At 70.7% G+C, this 19,583-nt stretch carries 23 protein-coding genes; 10 read left to right on the top strand and 13 right to left on the bottom strand.

The window, feature by feature from the left end:
• Positions 1-116 precede the first annotated feature (116 nt).
• The gene (locus ACQPXB_RS04435) at positions 117-512 is read left to right on the top strand and encodes a DUF5319 domain-containing protein (RefSeq protein ID WP_220247349.1); all 396 of its coding nucleotides are present in this window, start codon (positions 117-119) and stop codon (positions 510-512) included.
• 375 nt (positions 513-887) lie between these two features.
• Here the strand turns inward: ACQPXB_RS04435 and ACQPXB_RS04430 are convergent, their stop codons facing one another.
• The 5 genes from ACQPXB_RS04430 to ACQPXB_RS04410 form a co-directional block, all read right to left on the bottom strand.
• Positions 888-1,880 (bottom strand): anti-sigma-D factor RsdA, encoded by a 993-nt coding sequence (locus tag ACQPXB_RS04430; protein WP_386946441.1) that lies wholly within the window; start codon positions 1,878-1,880, stop codon positions 888-890.
• A complete protein-coding gene (locus ACQPXB_RS04425; protein ID WP_220247347.1) occupies positions 1,881-2,453 on the bottom strand; it encodes a sigma-70 family RNA polymerase sigma factor in 573 nt (190 codons plus the stop codon).
• 420 nt (positions 2,454-2,873) lie between these two features.
• The gene (locus tag ACQPXB_RS04420; protein WP_020662719.1) at positions 2,874-3,470 is read right to left on the bottom strand and encodes a response regulator transcription factor; all 597 of its coding nucleotides are present in this window, start codon (positions 3,468-3,470) and stop codon (positions 2,874-2,876) included.
• Positions 3,471-3,601: 131 nt separating this feature from the next.
• Positions 3,602-4,459 carry a hypothetical protein gene (locus ACQPXB_RS04415; RefSeq protein WP_432849610.1) on the bottom strand — a complete coding sequence of 286 codons (858 nt, stop codon included), beginning with the start codon at positions 4,457-4,459 and terminating at the stop codon, positions 3,602-3,604.
• Positions 4,460-4,468: 9 nt separating this feature from the next.
• Positions 4,469-5,377, bottom strand: coding sequence for a MerR family transcriptional regulator (locus ACQPXB_RS04410; RefSeq protein WP_386946874.1), 909 nt, complete (start codon positions 5,375-5,377; stop codon positions 4,469-4,471).
• Between the two features lie 223 nt (positions 5,378-5,600).
• Here ACQPXB_RS04410 and ACQPXB_RS04405 point away from each other — a divergent pair, with 223 nt between their 5' ends.
• Entirely contained in the window at positions 5,601-5,921 is a 321-nt protein-coding gene (locus tag ACQPXB_RS04405) for a WhiB family transcriptional regulator (RefSeq protein ID WP_220246148.1), read from the top strand.
• A gap of 6 nt (positions 5,922-5,927) precedes the next feature.
• Here the strand turns inward: ACQPXB_RS04405 and ACQPXB_RS04400 are convergent, their stop codons facing one another.
• The gene (locus ACQPXB_RS04400) at positions 5,928-6,581 is read right to left on the bottom strand and encodes a TetR/AcrR family transcriptional regulator (protein WP_432849608.1); all 654 of its coding nucleotides are present in this window, start codon (positions 6,579-6,581) and stop codon (positions 5,928-5,930) included.
• A gap of 91 nt (positions 6,582-6,672) precedes the next feature.
• Between ACQPXB_RS04400 and ACQPXB_RS04395 the strand changes: the two genes are divergently transcribed.
• Positions 6,673-7,413, top strand: coding sequence for an SDR family NAD(P)-dependent oxidoreductase (locus ACQPXB_RS04395; protein WP_366575699.1), 741 nt, complete (start codon positions 6,673-6,675; stop codon positions 7,411-7,413).
• Here the strand turns inward: ACQPXB_RS04395 and ACQPXB_RS04390 are convergent.
• The 5 genes from ACQPXB_RS04390 to arsM all read right to left on the bottom strand — a co-directional run bounded on the left by ACQPXB_RS04390 (position 7,365) and on the right by arsM (position 11,793).
• Positions 7,365-7,937, bottom strand: a complete 573-nt coding sequence (locus tag ACQPXB_RS04390) for a PadR family transcriptional regulator (protein WP_432849605.1) — start codon at positions 7,935-7,937, stop codon at positions 7,365-7,367. The two genes, ACQPXB_RS04395 and ACQPXB_RS04390, sit on opposite strands and share 49 nt — an antisense overlap.
• Positions 7,938-8,240: 303 nt before the next feature.
• Positions 8,241-9,857 carry a chaperonin GroEL gene (gene groL / locus ACQPXB_RS04385; RefSeq protein ID WP_366575702.1) on the bottom strand — a complete coding sequence of 539 codons (1,617 nt, stop codon included), beginning with the start codon at positions 9,855-9,857 and terminating at the stop codon, positions 8,241-8,243.
• Between the two features lie 97 nt (positions 9,858-9,954).
• Positions 9,955-10,248: a co-chaperone GroES gene (groES, locus tag ACQPXB_RS04380; protein WP_009072407.1), complete on the bottom strand. Its 294-nt coding sequence runs from the start codon at positions 10,246-10,248 to the stop codon at positions 9,955-9,957.
• Between the two features lie 216 nt (positions 10,249-10,464).
• Complete coding sequence (locus tag ACQPXB_RS04375) at positions 10,465-11,043, bottom strand: cadmium resistance transporter (RefSeq protein ID WP_432849602.1); 579 nt, start codon at positions 11,041-11,043, stop codon at positions 10,465-10,467.
• An 18-nt stretch (positions 11,044-11,061) separates the two neighbouring features.
• Positions 11,062-11,793: an arsenite methyltransferase gene (arsM, locus tag ACQPXB_RS04370; RefSeq protein WP_432849600.1), complete on the bottom strand. Its 732-nt coding sequence runs from the start codon at positions 11,791-11,793 to the stop codon at positions 11,062-11,064.
• A gap of 85 nt (positions 11,794-11,878) precedes the next feature.
• Between arsM and ACQPXB_RS04365 the strand changes: the two genes are divergently transcribed.
• The 5 genes from ACQPXB_RS04365 to ACQPXB_RS04345 all read left to right on the top strand — a co-directional run bounded on the left by ACQPXB_RS04365 (position 11,879) and on the right by ACQPXB_RS04345 (position 16,166).
• On the top strand, positions 11,879-12,238 hold the full coding sequence (locus ACQPXB_RS04365) for an ArsR/SmtB family transcription factor (RefSeq protein ID WP_366575709.1): 360 nt from the start codon (positions 11,879-11,881) through the stop codon (positions 12,236-12,238).
• Positions 12,235-12,927, top strand: a complete 693-nt coding sequence (locus ACQPXB_RS04360; protein WP_432849597.1) for an aquaporin — start codon at positions 12,235-12,237, stop codon at positions 12,925-12,927. The genes ACQPXB_RS04365 and ACQPXB_RS04360 overlap by 4 nt, the downstream gene beginning before the upstream one ends.
• Positions 12,924-13,349: an arsenate reductase ArsC gene (locus ACQPXB_RS04355; protein ID WP_432849595.1), complete on the top strand. Its 426-nt coding sequence runs from the start codon at positions 12,924-12,926 to the stop codon at positions 13,347-13,349. Before ACQPXB_RS04360 ends, ACQPXB_RS04355 begins: the two co-directional genes overlap by 4 nt.
• Before the next feature lie 30 nt (positions 13,350-13,379).
• A complete protein-coding gene (locus ACQPXB_RS04350; RefSeq protein ID WP_366575715.1) occupies positions 13,380-14,147 on the top strand; it encodes a class I SAM-dependent methyltransferase in 768 nt (255 codons plus the stop codon).
• A gap of 99 nt (positions 14,148-14,246) precedes the next feature.
• The gene (locus ACQPXB_RS04345) at positions 14,247-16,166 is read left to right on the top strand and encodes an N-acetylmuramoyl-L-alanine amidase (RefSeq protein WP_432849592.1); all 1,920 of its coding nucleotides are present in this window, start codon (positions 14,247-14,249) and stop codon (positions 16,164-16,166) included.
• A gap of 54 nt (positions 16,167-16,220) precedes the next feature.
• Here the strand turns inward: ACQPXB_RS04345 and ACQPXB_RS04340 are convergent, their stop codons facing one another.
• Positions 16,221-17,549, bottom strand: a complete 1,329-nt coding sequence (locus tag ACQPXB_RS04340; protein WP_432857291.1) for a glycosyltransferase — start codon at positions 17,547-17,549, stop codon at positions 16,221-16,223.
• A gap of 53 nt (positions 17,550-17,602) precedes the next feature.
• Positions 17,603-18,145: an exosortase P gene (xrtP, locus tag ACQPXB_RS04335; RefSeq protein WP_432857288.1), complete on the bottom strand. Its 543-nt coding sequence runs from the start codon at positions 18,143-18,145 to the stop codon at positions 17,603-17,605.
• Between the two features lie 346 nt (positions 18,146-18,491).
• Between xrtP and ACQPXB_RS04330 the strand changes: the two genes are divergently transcribed.
• Positions 18,492-19,256 carry a choice-of-anchor P family protein gene (locus ACQPXB_RS04330; RefSeq protein ID WP_364183273.1) on the top strand — a complete coding sequence of 255 codons (765 nt, stop codon included), beginning with the start codon at positions 18,492-18,494 and terminating at the stop codon, positions 19,254-19,256.
• 21 nt (positions 19,257-19,277) lie between these two features.
• The gene (locus tag ACQPXB_RS04325; RefSeq protein WP_432849589.1) at positions 19,278-19,451 is read left to right on the top strand and encodes an LPXTG cell wall anchor domain-containing protein; all 174 of its coding nucleotides are present in this window, start codon (positions 19,278-19,280) and stop codon (positions 19,449-19,451) included.
• Positions 19,452-19,583: the final 132 nt, after the last annotated feature.

Below are 19,583 nucleotides of genomic sequence, written 5' to 3'. Positions count from 1 at the left end.
CCTTCCTGGCGGGGGTGAGCGATCTGGCCGAGGGGCTGGCTGAGCCTTCCCCTCATGATATCCGGGCTCCGCCCCTGACCCGGGTGGGTGGGGACGGGCGCCACACGGCGGGTACCGTGCAGGCCGTGCCGCACGACGTGTTGCCCCCCGACCCCTTCGCGGACGACCCGGACGACCCGGCCCGGGCGTTCCTCGACCCCGAAGACCAGCTGGACGAGCCCATCAGCCCGGACGAACGCACCGAGCTGCTGGCCGACCTCTCCGACCTGGCGGTGTACCAAGCCCTCCTGGAGCCTCGCGGCGTCCGCGGCATCGTCGTGGACTGCGGCGAATGCGACGAACCCCACTACCACGACTGGCACCTCCTGCGCGCCAGCCTCGAACAGCTCCTCGCGGACGGCCGCATGCGCCCCCACGAACCGGCCTTCGACCCGAACCCCGGCGACTACGTGAGCTGGGACTACTGCCGCGGCTTCGCCGACGGCGTGACGGCGAACGAGAGCGCGTACTGAGCTTTGCGGTTGCGCTGAACGGCCCTGGTGAGACTGCTCACCAGGGCCGTTCTCGTCTCGGTGGCCCGCGCTCGAACGACCCTGGTGACCTTCGTGTCACCGGGGCGGTTCGGCTGTTGTCGGGTTTGCCGCTGCGGGTGGGAGCCCGGGGCTTCTGACCAGACGCGGCAGCAAGGACGCAGCCCGCCCTCCCAGGGGGCCATCCCCAGCCCAGTCTATCGGCCACCCCCGACAAAACCGCTGTTCAAGCCGCCGAAGCGCGAAGCTGTCCACAACTTGGCAACTCTGTGGACAACCGGTCGCCCACCCCTGCCGGCAACACCCGCTCACGAAAAACGCCCCGGCCTGAGCCAGGGCGTTTTTCGATGCTGAGCCTTACGGGTTCTCCGACGTGTTGCTCTGGCCGCCGACGCTGTTCTGGCCGCCGACGGTCCCGCTTTCCGAGGACTCGTTGCGGGGGCTGCCACTGCCGCTGCCGGGGTCGTTGCCCGTGACGTCGGTGGGCGTCGTGGACGGCGGCGGCGTGACGGTGGTGGTGTCCGGGGGCGGCGGAGGCGGAGGCGGCGGTACGACGCTGGTCGTGTCCGGCTGGCTGGTGGAGCCGGTGCCGGGCAGGGACGTCGGCTGGCCGCTCGGCTGCTGCGACGCCGTGCTGGCCGGGTTGTTGGCCGGCGGCGGCGTGGCCGGGTTGTTCGGCGGGTTCTGGCCCCCCGTGGTGGGCGCGATCGGGTCACCGAGCTGGGCGGCGAGCTGGCGGTGCTGCTCCAGCAGCTGGTCGCGGTTCTCGTCGTCGGTGACCTGGTTCAGGGCGGCCTGCGCGTCGTCGAGGGCCTTGCGGGCATCGGCGAGGCGGTTGTCGGCCAGGGCGAGGTTGGCCTTCTCGAGGTCGAGCTTCGCCGCGGCGGCGGCTTCGACCGAGTGGGCGTGGTCGGTGTAGAGGACCTTGGTCAGGCCCCACAGCGTGTCGCCCGGCTGGGCGTCGCGGGCGGCGAGGCCGGTGCCGGCGAACGCGATGGCCACCGCGGCGCACGCGGCGGCGACCGGCACCAGGATGCGGCGCCGGCGGCTGCGGTCGGCGCGTTTGCGTGCGAGCGAAGCGGTCTTCACCGTGGTGACGGCCGTGTCGACGTCGACCAGCTCGGCCAGCGGCTCGCTGTCGATGTCGCGGCGCCACGCGAGCAGCAGCGCGTTGAGCTCCTGGTCACCGAGCCCGTCGGCGATGGCCGGGTCCGTGCCTCCGAGCGCGTCGAGCAGCGCGTCGTCGGCCTGGATGGCCGTGAGGTCACCGTCGGCTTCCGGGTCGTAGGCCGTCATGCCGCTCGTGAACGCGGACGGCGACAGGTCACGATCGTCGTCGTGATCAGTCACTCAGATCACCTCCTCGGCGGCGAGCACCTTACGCAGGCGGGCAAGCGCTCGGTGCTGGGCCACTCGAACGGCACCCGGCGTCGACCCGACGGCCTCCGCGGTCTCTTCCGCCGACAAGCCCACCACGACACGCAGCACGACGATCTCGCGCTGTTTGTCGGGGAGCACCTGCAGCAGCTGTGCCATCCGCTCGTTCAGCTCGCCCTGCAACGCGCGCTGCTCCGGACCGACGCCGACCTCGACCTCGTCGGGGACCTCGGCCACCGGCTCAGCCCGGTTACGGGCCGCCGCGCGATGCGCGTCGGCCACCTTGTGCTGGGCGATCCCGTAGACGAAAGCCAGGAACGGGCGGCCTTGTTCACGGTACGAAGGCAATGCCGTGAGCACCGCGAGACACACCTCCTGCGCAACATCGTCTGCCGAAGCGAACGAACGCTCCTGCCTGCCAACCCGAGCACGGCAATACCGCACTACCAGGGGGCGGATGGCCGCCAGTAGCCGGTCCACCGCCTGAGGATCTCCCTCTACGGCAGCGGCGACCGGCTCATCCAGTCCATCCCCCACATTGGCCATCGCAGACAACAGTCCCAGTGTTACGTGTAGGCGTGCAAAGAATCCGGCGCGTGGTCATCGTGCCCCGCCCGCCGGTGACAGTTACCGTACCGTCGGCGACCTCTCCGACAACCGCCAGAGGTGGTCACCGGCGTGCCGCGTCGTGGACCCGGCCGCACCGCACACGTCCATCAGAGGACCAACGAGCGGCTGACCTGCGGGGTACGGCTTGCTGCCCGGGAGAGTGGCGCCGGCTGGGAGCCTGCCCGAGCGGTGGGGACGAAGGCGACGAACGTGACAGGTGACACATCCGTCACCGATGACACAGGTCAAGACCCGAGGACACAGGTACGGGCCAGGGCGGCAACCCTGGCCCGTCGTCACCGTGGCATCAGAACGGACAACCTGTCACGCAGAGCGTGGTCTAGCAGTTACTTGGCTTCAGGACACGAGGCCACGGCGGAAACCGTGGGCCACGGCCTGGGCGCGGTCGCGGACGCCGAGCTTGCGGAACAGCCGCCGCGCGTGCGTCTTCACCGTGTCCTCGGACAGGTACAGCTCACGGCCGATCTGGCCGTTGCTCTTGCCCTGGCTCATGCCGCGCAGCACCTGCAGCTCGCGCTCGGTGAGCTGCACGCCGGGGTCCGACGGCTGGCGCGGCGCCGGCACCGAGGTGCTGGCGAGCGTGTGGGCCAGTGCGGCGACCAGCTCGGGGCGCGAGGCGTCCCAGCGGAGGTAGCCGCGGGCACCGCCGGCGATGGCGGCGGCGATGCTGCCGGCGTCGTCGGGGGCACCGAAGACGATGACGTTCGCCTGGGGGTTCGCGGAGACGAGCCGCCGAGTGGCTTCGACGCCCGTCGGGACCGCGCGCTGCGTCCCGACCAGCACGACGTCGACCGGCTGACGGGTGTACCGGGCCAGCAGCTCGTCACCGTGCGCTACGCAGTCGATGCGACTGACCCCTGGGACCGCGGACATCACACGGGTGAGCCCTTCGCGGACACTGCGTCGGTCGTCGCAGATCAAGACCGTCGTCACGGGGTTTCCTTCCTGCAGCCGGGTGACATTCCACTTCCCCTATCGGACGCTTTAGCCCGAACCTTGACACGATCCGGTGGCTTTTTTTGAAGTTTCTTAGCCCGGATGCCGGAACGGCGTTTCCAGAGGGCTCAACCCGGCCTGTCGGGCACCCACGGTGAATCCTCTGCGATCCGCATCACGCAAGGATCTGCGTGCCGTAACACTGCGTGCAACACCTCGCGGCTTCTGAATCGATACTTCTCGGCGTGTCCGGGGTCCAGATCGGCCGCCACGCGTGTCGCCACCCAAATAAGTGAATAGAGTTCGTATTTCTCGGCGGTCATGGCGGCATTTGTGACGACGTCGAGTGCAGTAGCGCGTTGCTCCGGTTCCCCGGCCGTCGCGAGTGCGACTCCGAACACGATGTCGGATTTGACGATGTGCCGGTGCGAGCCGCGCACCCGCGCCGTTTCCGCAGCTCGCCGCGCAGGCTCGAGCGCCTCCCCCGGACGGCCGGCGGCCAGCGCGATCTCGGCGCCGACCCAGCCGCCACGGACGGTGGCGCGCCAGCGATCGTCCGCCTCCGCCGCGCGGGCGGACAGGCGCCGGGCGGCGGTGAGCCGGCCCAGGGCGAGGTTGTCGGCGGCCAGGCCGAGCAGGGCGTCGGCTCGTGCGCCGGCCACGTCGAGGCCGTCCGGGTCCGGCTGCGAGCGGGCGCCGTCCAGCGCTACCAGCGCCTCCCCGTCCAGCGCCCGCGCAGCGACGTGCCCGCCGAGCTGACGGCGGTGCGACGCCAGCGTGGTCGCGGCCAGCGAGGCGATCACGGGGTCGGCGCTCCGGCGCAGGTCGGCCAGCGCCGTGGCCGCGGCGGCGTAGCGGCCCTGGGCGCCGAGCACGACGGCGGCCAGCAGCCGCTGCCGGGGCTCGGCGGAGCGCGGCGCGGTGACGGGCACCGGCGGCGGCACGAGATCGCCGAACGCGAGCTCGGCGAGGAAGGTTCGGAGCACGGGACCTTTCTAGCGCCCCGCCCCGACAAGAACGTGCTCGACGCGGCCCGCGGCGGCCGGCAGGTCGGCGAGCAGCTCGACCTTGTCGGGCAGCGTGGCGACGTCCCAGCCGGGCCCGCACGCGAACAGCCGGCTGCGCTGACGGCCACGGGACACCCGCGCGAACAGCCGCGGGTCCGCCACGTCACGCCGGTGCGCCCAGAGGACCACGGCGGCGGGCGCGCTGCGTCGCACAGCCACCGCCAGGACCTCAGCGGGCAGCGGCACGCCGAACAGCTGGGCGCCGATCCGCCGCCCCGCCAGCGCCGCCGCGAGCGCGTAGACGGGCATGGTGTCGCGTTCCTCGGGCACGCAGGCGAGCAGCACCGGACGCAGGTTGAGGGGCGCGTCGAGCACGGGCGTCGCGCGCACGAGCGCCGCGTAGACGCACTCGGCCAGCAGGTACTCGACCTCGGCGCCGGCGCTGACCCCGCGCCAGCGCGCACCGAGGGCCGTGAGCACTGGTTCGACCACCCCCGACCACGCGGCGAGCACGCCGAGCTCGTCGAGGGCCTCGGCGAGCATGCGCTGCACGGCGCCGACGTCCATGGCCAGCGCGGCCGTGCTCAGGCGGCGGGCCAGGCGCGACGGGACCTCGCCGTCGGCGGGCGCGGGGTGCGCCGGCGTCGCGGGTTCGTCGGCGGGCGGGACGATCTCCGTGCGCGGCATCTGCTGCAGCGCGTAGCGGGCGGCCTCGGCGGTCGAGGCGCCGCGCAGCAGGGCGCGCTGCATGAGCTCGAGGCGGTCGATGTCGGAGCTGCCGTAGCGGCGGTGCCTGCCGTCGGTGTGGCGGCTGGGGCCCAGCCCGTAGCGGCGGTCCCAGGTACGGAGGGTCGACGGGGCGACCCCGAGCCGGCGAGCGACCGAGGCCACCGGCAGGGTGGGTTCTCCTTCACGAGCTCCGGATCCCACCCGGCCAATATCCAGGCCCGCGAGAGTCACGGCAACCGGAGCCAAAACCCCTGCTCACCATTCCGGGGGATGCCTAACGGCTGAATCATCCCGAAGCTCTTGAACAACTATTGGCGCGCTTCTAACGTTACCGCCGTTGCACCGAATGGAGTATCGGCACCACAGCAGAGCAGCTAATGGCATCGACCGGATGACGGAGGCGGTCAGGATGGCAGACACGCGCAGGCTCCCCGGTCCCAACGCAGATATGTGGGACTGGCAGCTGGAGGGGTCGTGTCGGGGGATGGACAGCGCGGCGTTCTTTCACCCGGACGGCGAGCGGGGGCCGGCTAGGGCACGCCGTGAGGCCAGGGCGAAGGCGGTCTGCCTGGCCTGCCCGGTGCTCGACATGTGCCGGCGGCACGCACTGGCCGTGCACGAGCCCTACGGCATCTGGGGCGGACTGTCGGAGTCCGAGCGGGAGAACCTGATCAAGCAGGACAAACGAGCGCTGAGCATGTCCGGCGGCTGAGCGCGCTCACGAACTCACGGCAGGGGCGGTGTCCACTTCGGACGCCGCCCCTGTCGCGTTCTCCGTGGCACCAGGCCAGCACAGCATCGCCGCGTCGATGATCGCGGTGAGCCCGGGCAGGTCCACGCCGTCACGGGCCTGCATCGACAGGCCGAACAAGACCGTGGCGTAGTACGCGCCGAGCGCCTCCACGTCGACGGTTTCGGCGAGCTCACCGGCCTCGATCCCGCGGCGCAGGCGGGCCCGGACCAGGTCCCGGACCTCCTCGCGCTGCGCCTTGAGATACGCGCACACGCCCTGGTTCGAGGGTGAGCAGTTCGTGGCGGCGAGCACGACCATGCAGCCTGTGGGGTGCTCGGGATCCACGTACGTGCGGGCGTTGTCGCGAAGCATCGCTTCGATGGCCTCGCGTGCCGTTGGCTCTTCACGCAGCGCGCGGGGCGTGTAGCTGCCGTACGTCTCGCCGTAGCGCTCGACCGCTTCGCGGAACAGCGCCTCCTTGCCACCGAAGGCCGCGTACAGGCTCGGCGGGTTGATGCCCATGGCGCCGGTCAGATCGGCCAGCGACGTGCCCTCGTAGCCGCGCTCCCAGAACACGAACATCGCCTGGGTCAGGGCGTGCTCCCGGTCGAACGCGCGTGGCCGGCCTCGCGGTGACATGGACCACCTTCTTTAGCGAGCGATACAGAAAAACTTGACGGCCCCATGGTACGGCGTCTTTTATGTAGTCATCGATACAGAAAGGTGACACATGGGTTCGCTCAACGGCAAGGTCGCACTGGTCACCGGCGGTAGCCGGGGCATCGGCGCGGCGATCGCGAAACGGCTGGCCGAGGACGGCGCCGACGTCGCGATCACGTACGAACGCTCGGCGGACAAGGCGGCCAAGGTGGTCGCCGGGGTCGAGGAGCTGGGCCGGCGCGGCCTCGCCCTGCAGGCCGACTCCGCGGACGCCGCCGCGGTGACGGCGGCCGTCGACCGGGTCGCCGAGGAGCTCGGCGGACTCGACATCCTGGTCAACAACGCCGGCGTCTCCATCGCGGCACCGCTCGACGAGCTCTCCCTCGCCGACATCGACCAGACGCTCTCGGTGAACGTGCGCGCCGTGCTGGTCGCCACGCAGGCGGCCCTGAAGCACCTCCCCCGCGGCGGCCGCGTGGTCTCGATCGGCAGCGACCTGGCCGAGCGCGTGCCGTTCCCGGGGATGAGCGTGTACTCGGCGAGCAAGGCGGCGCTGATCGGCTTCACGCGTGGCCTGGCGCGCGACCTCGGGCCGCGGGGCATCACCGCCACCGTGGTCCACCCGGGCTCGACGAACACCGACATGAACCCGGTCGACGGTCCCTCCGCCGCGGCCCAGGTGCCGCACATCGCGCTGGGCCACTACGCGGACGCGGCGGACGTCGCCGCGACCGTGTCCCACCTCGCCGGCCCCGACGGCCGCTACCTCACGGGCACGGCGATCACGGTCGACGGCGGGTTCACGGCCTGATCGGCCGCCGTCACCGGCCCCGGGCGCGCCGCCAGCCCGGTCCAGAACCGCAACGCGGCGCGGTCCAGTTCGAGGGCCAGCTGCGTGGCGTGGTCGGACACGGCGGCGGTGCCGTGGCGAGCGATGCGGCTGCGGTGCTGCGCGACCTGCTCGGCCGCGAGCTGCGAGAGACTCTCGGGGTCGGCGAGGTCGCTGAAGGCGAGCTTGAGCCAGGCCACGCTGCGGATCTCGGCCGGTTCGGCGTCGGGGCGGCTCAGCCACTCGCGCAGCGCGCGGTGGCCGGCTTCGGTGACGTAGTAGGTCTTGCGGCGGCGGCCGGAGGTCTCCTGGTCGCCTTCGAGCAGGCCTTGTTCCTGCAGCTGGCCGGCAATCGCGTACAGCTGCGCGTGCGGGATGGGCCAGTACTGGCCGATCGAGCGGCGCAACGCCTGCTTCACCGCGTACGGCGTGGTCACCCCGAGCTGGGCGACCATGCCGAGCACCACGTAGGCCGTGGCGGACAGCTCTCGCGTTCCCGAAGTCATCGACGCCTCCAGTAGTCACACTGAGACTACTCGACGGCGTCGGGAAAACCCGCGGCCAAGATCTTCGTCACGCGATCGGCCAGTCCGCGCCGCCGGCTGACCGGTCGGTGCCCGCGGGCTCGAAACCCAGGTGCGCCAAGCGATCCCGGCAGAGCTCGACGTTGGTGCTCACCTCGTAGGTCGCGCGGTCGCCGTCGAAGACAGCGAGGTGGCGAGGTTCACGGCAGCTCCCTCAGCGCAAACGAAACCGGGGCGGCACCCCCTCGCAAGGGAGTGCCGCCCCGGTTCGGCGTGCTGGTGGAACTAGTGCGAGTGACCGTGGCCGTGGCCGGCGTCGGGTTCCTCGTCGACCGGCTTCTCGACCACGGAGCTCTCCGTGGTGAGCACGAGCCGGGCGATGGACGCGGCGTTGGCGACCGCGGAGCGGGTCACCTTGACCGGGTCGACGATGCCCGCCGCGATCAGGTCGGTGAGCTCGCCGGTGGCGGCGTTGAAGCCGTGGCCCCAGCTCTGCTCCTGGACCTTGTTCACGATGACCGCGCCCTCGTGGCCCGCGTTGCTGGCGATCCAGAACAGCGGGGCGGTGAGCGCGTCGCGGACGATGCGGACGCCCGTGGCCTCGTCACCGGTCAGGCCGAGGTCGCCCTCGAGCTCCTTGACCGCGTGGACCAGCGCCGAGCCACCACCGGGGAGGATGCCCTCCTCGACGGCCGCCTTCGTCGACGCCACGGCGTCTTCGATGCGGTGCTTGCGCTCGTTGAGCTCGGTCTCGGTGGCCGCGCCGACCTTGATCACGGCCACGCCGCCGCCGAGCTTCGCGAGCCGCTCCTGCAGCTTTTCGCGGTCCCAGTCGGAGTCGGTGGTCTCGATCTCCTTGCGGATCTGCGCGATCCGGCCGGCGATGGCGTCCTTGGAGCCCGCGCCGTCGACGATCGTGGTGTCGTCCTTGGTGACGACGATCCGGCGAGCGCGACCCAGCGAGCTGAGGTCGATCTCGGACAGCTTCACGCCGATCTCGGCGGAGACGACCTCGCCGCCGGTGACGAACGCGAGGTCGTCCAGGAACGCCTTGCGGCGGTCACCGAAGAACGGCGCCTTGACCGCGACGGCGGTGATCGTCTTGCGCAGCGAGTTCACCACGAGGGTCGACAGCGCCTCGCCGTCGACGTCCTCGGCGATGATCAGCAGCGGCTTCTTGGCCTCGACGACCTTCTCCAGCACCGGGAGCAGGTCGGCCAGCGCCGAGATCTTCTCGCGGGACAGCAGGATGTAGGCGTCCTCGAGGATCGCCTTCTGGTCCTCGGGGTTGGTCGCGAAGTGCGCCGACAGGAAGCCCTTGTCGAACTGCACGCCCTCGGTGATCACGAGCTCGGTCGCCAGGGTCGACGACTCCTCGATGGTGATCACGCCGTCCTCGCCCACGCGCTCGACGGCCTCGCCGAGCAGCTGGCCGATCGTGGCGTCGCGGGAGGTGACGGTGCCGACCTGCGCGATGTTCTCGCGGCCCTTGACCGGGGTGGCCTTGGACTTGAGGATCTCGACGACCTTCTCGGCCGCGGCCTCGATGCCCTTGCCGACCGAGGTCGGGTTGGCACCGGCGGCGACGTTGCGAAGACCGTGCTTGACCAGCGACTGGGCCAGCACCGTGGCGGTGGTCGTGCCGTCACCGGCGACGTCGTTGGTCTTCGTGGCCACGTTCTTGGCCAGCTGCGCGCCGAGGTTCTCGAACGGGTCGTCGAGCTCGATCTCACGCGCGACGGTCACGCCGTCGAGGGTGATGGTCGGGCCGCCGAACTTCTTGTCCAGAACGACGTGGCGACCACGCGGGCCGAGGGTCACCTTGACGGCGTCGGCGAGCTTGTTCACCCCGCGCTCGAGCGCGCGACGAGCGTCCTCGTCGAAACTGATCTGCTTGGGCATAGCGTGTTCCGCTTACCTTTCAGGGGTTTTTGAACGCAAGAACGCCCCGTCCCCCGGCTTGTGCGGGGCCCGGGGCGTCATGCGCTGCGAGCGGACGTCAGTTGATGACGGCCAGCACGTCGCGGGCGGAGAGGATGAGGTAGTCCTCACCGTTGTACTTGACCTCGGTACCGCCGTACTTGGAGTAGATCACGACGTCGCCCACGGCCACGTCGAGCGGCACGCGGTTGCCCTTGTCGTCGATCCGGCCCGGGCCCACGGCCAGAACCTTGCCCTCCTGGGGCTTTTCCTTGGCGGTGTCGGGGATGACGAGGCCGGAAGCGGTCGTCTCCTCGGCCTCGCTCGTCTGGACAACGATCTTGTCCTCGAGCGGCTTGATGTTCACGCTCACCGGGTTGACCTCCACGGTCGTCGAAAGCGTCGGCAGGATGACTTACGGCTCCTACCACCCCCGCCGTCGCGGGTGCCGGGCGTGTTCGGGCCGTTCGATTAGCACTCTAGCCACGGGAGTGCCAGCATTGCAAGGAGGGTCCATCTGACGTGGGGGAATCCTCGCCGAGGCGGGCTGACCAGCGACTTCATTTCGCACTGGTTCCGCCGGCCGTCGCTAGGCGCCGTCGATCAGGATGAGCAGGCCGAGGGCGATCAGCACGGCGGGCAGGACGATGTGGCCCCAACGCGCGAGGGTCCGGGCGACGGCGGGACGCGTGGCGAGGTGGTGGCCGGCGGCGAGCCAGGCGGCGACCAGCACGAGGAACACCACCGCGTAGACCGTCGTGCCGGCCGGGCCGGTGGTGGCGAAGACGGGGACGTAGACGCCGATGTTGTCGCCGCCGTTGGCGAGGGTGACGGCGGCGACTTCGAGGGTCCGTGGGCCGCCGGGGCGGGCGGGTTCGGCGTCGTCGCCGCGGTGGCGCCAGGCCTGCACCGCGGCGCGGATCCCCAGGGCGATCGGCAGCAGGCCGAGGTACGGGATGAAGCCGGCCGGCAGGAACGTCACCCCGAACGCGGCCGCCACGGCGACGACGAGGATCGCCGCGAACCCGAGGTACTGGCCGGTCACGACGGCCCGGGTCGCGCCGGGCAAACCCGCGCCGCGGGCGAAGAAGAGGGCCAGCACGAGGAGGTCGTCGACGTTGGTCACGGCGAACAGGCCCACGGCCTGGCCGACGACGTTCAGGGGCACCCGCCCGACGATGCCAGGTCAGACGGGTTTGGCGGCGCGGACGATCGCGGAGTGCATGCCGTCGGCGACGAGGTGGGTCGGGGTGAGCTGGATGTCGGTGAAGCCCGCGGCTTCCAGGCCCGCGCGGTACTCGGCGAAGGACAGGGCGCCGGCGATGCAACCCACGTAGTCGCCGCGTTCGGCGCGCTGGGCGGGGCTGAGGGTGTCTTCCGCGACCACGTCGGACACCCCGATCCGTCCGCCGGGCTTGAGGACGCGGAAGGTTTCCGCGAAGACGGCGGGTTTGTCGGTGGACAGGTTGATCACGCAGTTGGAGATCACGACGTCGATGGAGTCCGCGGGCAGCGGGATGGATTCGATGGCGCCCTTCAGGAACTCGACGTTGGTGGCGCCGGCCTTGGCGGCGTTGGCGGTGGCCAGCGCCAGCATCTCGTCGGTCATGTCGAGCCCGTAGGCCTTGCCGGCAGGGCCGACGCGGCGGGCGGACAGCAGGACGTCGATGCCGCCGCCGGAGCCGAGGTCCAGCACGTGCTCACCGGGGTGCAGGTCGGCGACCGCGGTGGGGTTGCCGCAGCCCAGGGAGGCGGCGACGGCGTCGACGGGCAGCTCGGCGCGTTCGTCGGCGGCGTAGAGGCCGGAGCCGAAGTCGACGTCGGCCGGTGCCGGGCCGCAGCACCCGGTCCCGCCTGAGGTGACTTCGAGGGCGGCCGCGGCGTAGCGCCGGCGCACGGTTTCACGCAGGTCGGTCATCGTGCTTCTCCTTGCTGGATCAGCTTGTATCGACGTTTGTGGAAACAACCTTGCGCCCTGGATCGGCAAACGTCAATATAGAAGCATGTCGATCCAGGAGTTGCCCGACGAGCGCGAGGGGTGCTGCGCGGGACTGAGCTCGGCGCCCTTGGCCGAAGCCGAGGCCGCCGAGCTGGCCCGCGTGTTCAAGGCGCTGGGCGACCCGGTGCGGCTGCGGCTGCTGTCGATGATCGCCTCCCGCGAGGGCGGCGAGATGTGCGTGTGCGAGCTGACGCCGGCGTTCGACCTCGCGCAGCCGACGATCTCGCACCACCTGAAACTGTTGCGCCAGGCCGGTTTGATCGACTGCGAGCGCCGGGGGACGTGGGTCTACTACTGGGCGCTTCCGTCCACAATGGAGCGTCTCGCCGCTGTGCTGCGCGTACCGCAGGTGGCCCCGGCGTGACCACCTCGCTTCTTCGCCGCGCGGCCGCCGAGGCCGTGGGAACGGCCGCGCTGGTGGCCGTGGTCGTCGGCTCCGGTGCCCAGGCCGCCGAGCTGTCGCGCGACGTCGGCCTGCAGCTGCTGGCGAACTCGCTGGCCACCGTTTTCGGGCTGGGCGTGCTGATCGCGTTGTTCGGGCCGGTGTCCGGCGCGCACTTCAACCCGCTGGTCTCGCTGGCGGCGTGGCTCACCCGTCGTGGGGAGTTCGGGTTGCGCGACGTCGCCGCGTACGTGCCCGCGCAGTTCGCCGGCGGCATCGGCGGCGCGGTCCTGGCGAACGCGATGTTCGCCCGCCCGCTCGTGCAGTGGTCCGGTCATGACCGCACCGCCGGGAACCTGTGGCTCGGCGAGGTGGTGGCGACGGCCGGTCTGCTCATGCTGATCGCAGGGCTCGACCGCACCGGACGCGGGCACCACGCACCGGTGGCGGTGGCGTCGTTCATCGGCGCCGCCTACTGGTTCACGAGCTCCACCTCGTTCGCGAACCCGGCGGTGACCGTCGGACGCGCTTTCACCGACACGTTCGCCGGGATCGCACCCGGCTCGGTCGGTCCCTTCGTCGCCGCCCAGGTCGTCGGCGCCGCCGTCGGCCTCGGGCTCGTCGCGCTGCTGTTCGGCGTTCCCCGCACACTCCAGGAGGCTCGCTCGTGACCCGGTCCGTGTTGTTCGTCTGCGTGAACAACGCGGGCCGGTCGCAGATGGCCGCCGCGTTCCTCTCGCACCTCGGCGGTGACCTCGTCGAGGTCCGCTCGGCCGGCTCCGCACCGGCCGACTCGCTCAACCCCGTCGTCGTCGAAGCCATGGCCGAGGCCGGCATCGATCTCACCGCGGAGACGCCGAAGGTTCTCACCCTCGACGCCGTGGAGGCGTCGGACGTCGTCATCACCATGGGCTGCGGCGACGCCTGCCCCGTGTTCCCCGGCAAGACGTACCTCGATTGGGAACTCGACGACCCGGCCGGCAAATCCCTCGCCGAGGTCCGCGTCATCCGGGACGAGATCCGCAATCGCGTGCGGGCGCTCGTCCCGGAACTTGGGTCAGGCGTCGACCGCGGACGGACGAACACCGCCTGAGCACGGCCGAAGATCGCTAGGCTCGTGGCCGTGAGCAGCAGGATGGCCGACGGCAGCGCGGGCGACGCGGACTACGGCGAGATCGGCAAGGTCTACACCGGCTACCGCAACCCCGACCCCCGCATCGCCGCCGCGGTCGACGAAGCGCTCGGGAACGCGAGGACCGTGCTGAACGTCGGGGCCGGCGCGGGGTCGTACGAGCCGGCCGGCCGGACCGTGACCGCCGTCGAGCCGTCCGCGTCGATGCGGGCGCTGCGGCCGGAGGACCGGCCCGCAGTGGACGCGACGGCGGAGGATCTTCCGTTCGAGGACAACAGTTTCGACGCAGCCATGGCGACGTTCACCGTGCACCAGTGGCCGGATCTCGCGAAGGGCCTGAGCGAGGTTCGGCGCGTCACGAAGGGACCGGTCGCGATCCTCACCTGCGATCCCGACCGGGTACGGGACTTCTGGCTGTACGAGTACGCCCCGGAAGTGCTCGACACGGAAGCACGCCGGTACCCCGCGATCAGCGAGATCGCGAAGTACCTGGGCGACACCGAGGTCGTGCCCGTGCCGGTGCCGCGCGACTGCGTCGACGGGTTCAACGAGGCGTACTACGCGCGGCCGGAGATGCTGCTGGAGCCGGCGGCGCGGCAGGCGTGTTCGGCGTGGAGCTTTGTCGACGAAGCGGCCGTGGCGCGGTTCACGCGCAAGCTGACCAGCGATCTCGCCGACGGGACCTGGGCGGCCGAACACCGAGCGCTCAAGGAACAGCCCACGTTCGACGGCTCGCTCGTGCTCGTGATCGGGCGCTGACGACCGCTGGGCGAAAGCGCCGTCGCGGAGTCTTACCAGCCGCCCCCGTTTCTGGTTAAGTTTCGCCGGAAAAGCACCGACACCTGGGGGTCCCCACCGATGTTCCACTCCGTTACGCGGCGGCTGACCGTCGCGGGCGGGGCGGGGTTGCTGGCGGTCGCATTGGCGACGTCGGCACCCGCCCAAGCCCAACCGGCGAACCAGCAGCGCCAACAAGACTTCACGAGCGCGGCGAAGGAGTTCGGCGTCCCGCTCGACGTGCTGCTCGGCGTCTCGTACCTGGAATCCCGCTGGGACTACAACGCCGGCACGCCCAGCACCGCCGCCGGCTACGGGCCGATGCACCTCACGGACCTGCGTACGGCCGGCGTCGTGACCAGCGAGTTCGACCAGAGCGGCGAAGACCCGCGCGGCGACGACGCCCGGCCCGCGCTGCACCCGAAGCCCACACAGCAGCCCGCCGCGATCCCGCCCGGCCTGCAGACCGTGGACCAGGCTGCGGCCCTGCTGCACACGGACGCGGCGACGCTGCGCACCGACCCGAAGCAGAACATCCGCGGCGGCGCCGCCCTGCTGGCCGAGTACCAGCGCAAGCTCGGCGTGCGCAGCGAAGACGCGAAGGACTGGTACGGCGCCGTCGCCGCGTACAGCGGCTCCGAGGACTTGACTGCGGCCCAGACCTTCGCCGACGAGGTCTACACCACCATCGCCGGCGGTGAGACGCGCACGACCGACGACGGCCAAGCCGTCACGCTCGCCGCGACCCCCGGCGTCACGCCCGACCGGGCGCAGGCCGAGCGGCTGGGCCTGAAAGCCGACGCCCCGCCCGCCACCGAGTGCCCGAAGTCCGTGGCCTGCGAGTCCGTGCCCGCGCCGTACCAGGAGCTGCCCGGCGGCGACTACGGCAACCACGACATCGCGAACCGGCCGCAGAGCCAGAAGATCGACACGATCGTCATCCACGACACCGAGGGCTACTGGGACGACGCGCTCACCCTGGCGCAGGACCCGACCTACCTCGCGTGGCACTACACCGTCCGCTCGCAGGACGGCCTGATCGCGCAGCACGTGCCGACCAAGGACGTCGGCTGGCACGCGGGCAACTGGTACGTCAACGCGAAGTCCATCGGCGTCGAGCACGAGGGCTTCGCCGCGCAGGGCACCTGGTACACCGAGGCGATGTACCGGTCGTCGGCGAAGCTCGTCGGCTACCTGGCGAAGCGCTACGGCGTGCCGCTGGACCGCGCGCACATCATCGGCCACGACAACGTGCCGGGCACCACGCCCGCCACCATCCCCGGCATGCACTGGGACCCGGGCCCCTACTGGGACTGGTCGCACTACTTCGACCTGCTGGGCGCGCCGATCAAGGCCACCGGCCGGGCCGGCTCGTCGATGGTGACGATCGCGCCGAAGTTCGCCGCCAACCAGCCCGTGTTCACCGGCTGCGACAAGATCGGTTCCGGCACGCCGTGCGCCGCGCGCGGCTCGGAGGCCGTGGTGCTGCACACCGCGCCGGACGCCGCGTCTCCCCTGCTGTCCGACGCCGGGCTGCACGGCACCGGGGCGTCCACTATGGACGTTTCCGACGTCGGCAGCCGCGTGGCCACCGGCCAGCAGTACGCCGTGGCCGGACGGCAGGGCGGCTGGACGGCGATCTGGTACCTGGGTCAGAAGGGCTGGCTGCCGAGCAACACCGTGGTCTCGGCGAGCGGCCTCGTCGCCACGCCGAAGCCGGGCAAGCCGACGATCCCCGTCTACGGGCGGGCGTTCCCGGAGGCGTCGGCGTACCCGGCCGGGATCACGCCGCAAGCGCTGGCGCCCATGCCTTACACGTTCGCGGCGGGCCAGACCTACTCCGTCGGCGGCGTCGTTCCGTCGGAGTACTACTCGGCGACGACGTTCGACGTGTCGGACCACGTGGTGGTGCGCGGGAAGACGAAGTACGTGGAAGTCCAGTTCGGACACCGCGTCGAGTACGTGAACCTCGACGACGTGGTGCTGAAGCCGGCTTTCTGAGGTTGTGAAGACGAAGAAGGGCCCCTCCCGGCGGAGGGGCCCTTCTTCGTTGCCTCAGCTGTCCAGCGCCACCTTCACGCCGCTGGTGACCTCGGTGTTGCGCCGCGTCTTGGACCAGCCGTTGCGGCCGCGCACGAGACGGGTCACGGCGCGCCAGGACGTGATGTAGAAGGTGTAGATGTAGGCCGCGTACAGCAGACCCATGCCGAGGCCGCGGAAGATGTTCTTGCTGCCCAGGCATTTCATCTGGTAGATCGGGCCCCACACCACGAACGGCAGCAGGCCGAACGAGCCGTAGATGGCGAAGAGGATCCAGGCGCCGCCGGTGAACCACGTCCAGACCTGCGACGGATCGCCGGCCGTGGTGGCCAGCAGGAGGATGAACGGCACCGGGTAGAGCAGCGAACCGAGCAGCTGCATCCACGGCTGCGCCAGGTAGTACATCATCTCCGCGGCGCCCAAAGTGGACACGTGCGGTGAGTCCCAGATGCGGCGCAGGTACCGCGAGCACTGCATCGTGCCCTGGCCCCAGCGCGTGCGCTGCACGAGGAAACGCCGCAGGCTGTACAGGCCTTCCTGCGCCACGTGCGAATCCGGCGTGAAGCCCGTGCGCCAGCCGGCCGTGAGCAGGTGGACGCCGAGCTCGAAGTCCTCCAGCAGGGAGCCGCGCCAGGGCTGGTGCTCGTCGCCGCCGATGGAGTCGAGCGCGGCCAGGCGCGTGAACTGGCCGTTGCCGCCCATGGAGATCGTGCCGGTGAAGCCGCGGGAGGTCTGGATCGCGGCGATCGCCGTGCGGAACTCCAGGTCCTGCAGCTGCGCCAGCTTCAGCCCGAACGCGCGCGCGAACCAGGTGCGACCCGGCGGGCGGGTGCGGACGTTGCTCATGCGCACGTCGAGCTGCACGGCGCCGATCTTCCGGTCGCCGAAGAGGTGGTCGGCCGCGCAGACCCCGAGGCAGTTGGCGGCCGGGCGGCCGTCCGCGTCGACGACCACCACGACCACGCGGTCGCGGTCGGTGTCGGGTTCGAGCCACTCGTCGAGGGCCCGGTAGGCGGCGTTGAGGGCGTCGCCCTTGCCCGTGCGGGCCTCGGGCCGCTTGCGCGCCACCAGGTGCAGGTTGGGGTCGTAGCCGCCGTTGCGCCGCCACACCGAGCGGACGACGCGGGCGGTGCGGTCGTCGGAGTCGTCGTCGACGACCCACACGTGCGCGCGGCGGAAGGTGGTGCGCAGGTAGCGCACGGTCTCGCGGATCACGGCTTCCTCGTCGCGGCACGGCACGAAGAAGTGCCAGGCGAACGCGTCGGGATCGCCGACCGGGGCGGGTTTGCGGCGCAGGTAGGGCACCACGATCATCGCGACGTAGACGATGAACGCGACGCTCATCGTCAGCGCGAACGCCTGGGTGATCGAGAGCAGGACCTTGAACCCGGTGTCGTTCACGCGGCCGTGCCCTGGTTCTTCTCCGCCTTCGTCTTGCGGGTCGCGAGCCAGACGAACAGCACGAGCGACACCGCGCCGCCGAGCACGCTGACCATCGAGCCGAGCAGCGTGTGGCCCCAGTAGTAGCCCTCGTCGGTGCCCAGCGCGTGGACCAGACCGACGATGGTGAGAATACGCAACTGATTCACGAGAATGACGGCGATCGCGGCAATTCCCAGCGAGAGAAACAGTCGGCGCGCATTCCGCGGACGGAAGTAGAGGAGCACCGCAGTCACGAGCAGAAGTGGCAGCAAGAGGAATACAGAAGAGCATTCCGGGGTCATTCTCAACCCGAACGGAGTAGCGCCGGTCAACCCGAAGTACACGGATTCGCGACTACCGGCCACATAAACACCCGATGAGGTGATGACCCTCAGTATCGCCCCCGCGAGCTGCACTTCCAGCTCGCGGTAGGACCGCTCCACGAGCACGAGGACCACGCCGACCGCGACCACCCCGAGCACCGCCATACGCAGCGGAAACCGGGAGACGGGGGACACAGGTGTGTTCACTACTGCCACGACGACCCTCTCAGCCGGAAACCTTCGGAAGAACGGCGGACCCCGGCGCCAGCGTAAGACACCAGTGCCGGAACTTTCGACGGGTATCCCCCTTCTCAGGGATCTCCCAGCGCCTTTCGGCACGAATGGCGAGAAGCTTGCTAGGCCGTTCGGGTGATGCCTGCACCGACGTGGGAACCGGCCCGGATAAACCACCCGATACGGTGGTCTCCCCGGAATTGTGTGCCATTTCCGGCAACGCCACCGATATTCGATCAGCGTGCCGACTCTTGTTCAGCGGGATTCGTCCGTGCAGCGGCTCGCCCTGACAAAAATCGGAGGACCAGTGAAGAAACACCTCTTGCGACGAGGCGGGATGCTCGCCGCTGTGGTGGCGAGCATCGCCCTCGCCGGAGCAGTTCCGGCTTCGGCGGCGCCCGGTGACGGTTCCGCCTACGGCGTGAACGTCGACGTGAAGCTGCTCGGCGCGTCCGCGGTCAAGCTCGGCCCGCTCGCGGCGGCGAACACCGACGGACCGACGAGCAACAGCACGGTCAGCGCCAACGCCGCCGGGATCCTCACCGCCGGCGTCATCAACACCTCGGCCGTCCGCGACGACAACTCGGGCGCGGTCACGGCGAAGGCGAGCACCGCCAACGTCGGGCTGCCGCTGCTGAAGGCGGCGCTGGGCAACGTCGGGATCAAGGCCGTGGAGGCGGTCTGCACCGCGACCCAGGAAGGCGTCAAGGGCAGCTCCACGCTGGTCGGGGCCGATCTGGGCAGTGTCGGCGACGTCGACTCGAACCCGGCGCCGAACACGCAGATCAAGGTCGGGCTCGGCCCGGTCAACGTGGCGACGCTGATCCTCAACGAGCAGATCAAGAACAAGGACGGCAGCCTCACGGTCAACGCCCTGCACCTGAAGCTGCTCGGTGGCGTCGTCGGCGCCCTCGGCAGCGGCGACGTGATCGTGTCGTCGGCGACCTGCGGCCCGGCCGCTCCGCCGATGCCGCTCGCGTCCGGCGCCGGCCTGTGGGTGGGCCTCGGTGTGCTCGCGGCCGTCGCCGTGCCGGTCGGCCTGCGGTTCACCCGTCGCCGCTCGGTCGCCTGACCGGTCCGGGGTGATCGACTGATGTACAAGATGCCAGGTGCGGGCGTCGGCGTCGCCGGTGGCGGCGTGGGCACCCTCGCCGCCACCGGCGCCGACGTCGGCTGGTGGATCACGGTCGGCGCGCTCCTCGTGGTCCTCGGGACCGTCGCGGTGATCGCCGCCTACCGCCGCAACCGGCGGCTCGCCCGCAGTTAGCAGCACCGTGGGCCACCGGCTTCGGCCGGCGGCCCACGGGCTGTGCCGCGCCGGGCTGCTCACCTCCAGCGAGCAGCCCGGCGCACCGCTTCACCGCCCGACCGCCAACCCGAGGGCGACCGGCCCAAGCGA

This window comes from Amycolatopsis sp. CA-161197, from assembly GCF_050942255.1.
Lineage (GTDB): Bacteria > Actinomycetota > Actinomycetes > Mycobacteriales > Pseudonocardiaceae > Amycolatopsis.
Note: the sequence above shows the minus strand (reverse complement) of the source record. Positions and strands in the feature narration are given on the sequence as shown.

Excerpts from the sequence above, each read along its gene's own strand:
- ACQPXB_RS04425 (WP_220247347.1), bottom strand. The coding sequence starts at position 2,453 with ATGGCCAATGTGGGGGATGGACTGGATGAGCCGGTCGCCGCTGCCGTA.
- ACQPXB_RS04405 (WP_220246148.1), top strand. The coding sequence starts at position 5,601 with ATGACGGAGGCGGTCAGGATGGCAGACACGCGCAGGCTCCCCGGTCCC.
- ACQPXB_RS04400 (WP_432849608.1), bottom strand. The coding sequence starts at position 6,581 with ATGTCACCGCGAGGCCGGCCACGCGCGTTCGACCGGGAGCACGCCCTG.
- ACQPXB_RS04395 (WP_366575699.1), top strand. The coding sequence starts at position 6,673 with ATGGGTTCGCTCAACGGCAAGGTCGCACTGGTCACCGGCGGTAGCCGG.
- ACQPXB_RS04390 (WP_432849605.1), bottom strand. The coding sequence starts at position 7,937 with ATGACTTCGGGAACGCGAGAGCTGTCCGCCACGGCCTACGTGGTGCTC.
- groL (WP_366575702.1), bottom strand. The coding sequence starts at position 9,857 with ATGCCCAAGCAGATCAGTTTCGACGAGGACGCTCGTCGCGCGCTCGAG.
- arsM (WP_432849600.1), bottom strand. The coding sequence starts at position 11,793 with ATGACCGACCTGCGTGAAACCGTGCGCCGGCGCTACGCCGCGGCCGCC.
- ACQPXB_RS04365 (WP_366575709.1), top strand. The coding sequence starts at position 11,879 with ATGTCGATCCAGGAGTTGCCCGACGAGCGCGAGGGGTGCTGCGCGGGA.
- ACQPXB_RS04345 (WP_432849592.1), top strand. The coding sequence starts at position 14,247 with ATGTTCCACTCCGTTACGCGGCGGCTGACCGTCGCGGGCGGGGCGGGG.
- ACQPXB_RS04340 (WP_432857291.1), bottom strand. The coding sequence starts at position 17,549 with ATGAGCGTCGCGTTCATCGTCTACGTCGCGATGATCGTGGTGCCCTAC.
- ACQPXB_RS04325 (WP_432849589.1), top strand. The coding sequence starts at position 19,278 with ATGTACAAGATGCCAGGTGCGGGCGTCGGCGTCGCCGGTGGCGGCGTG.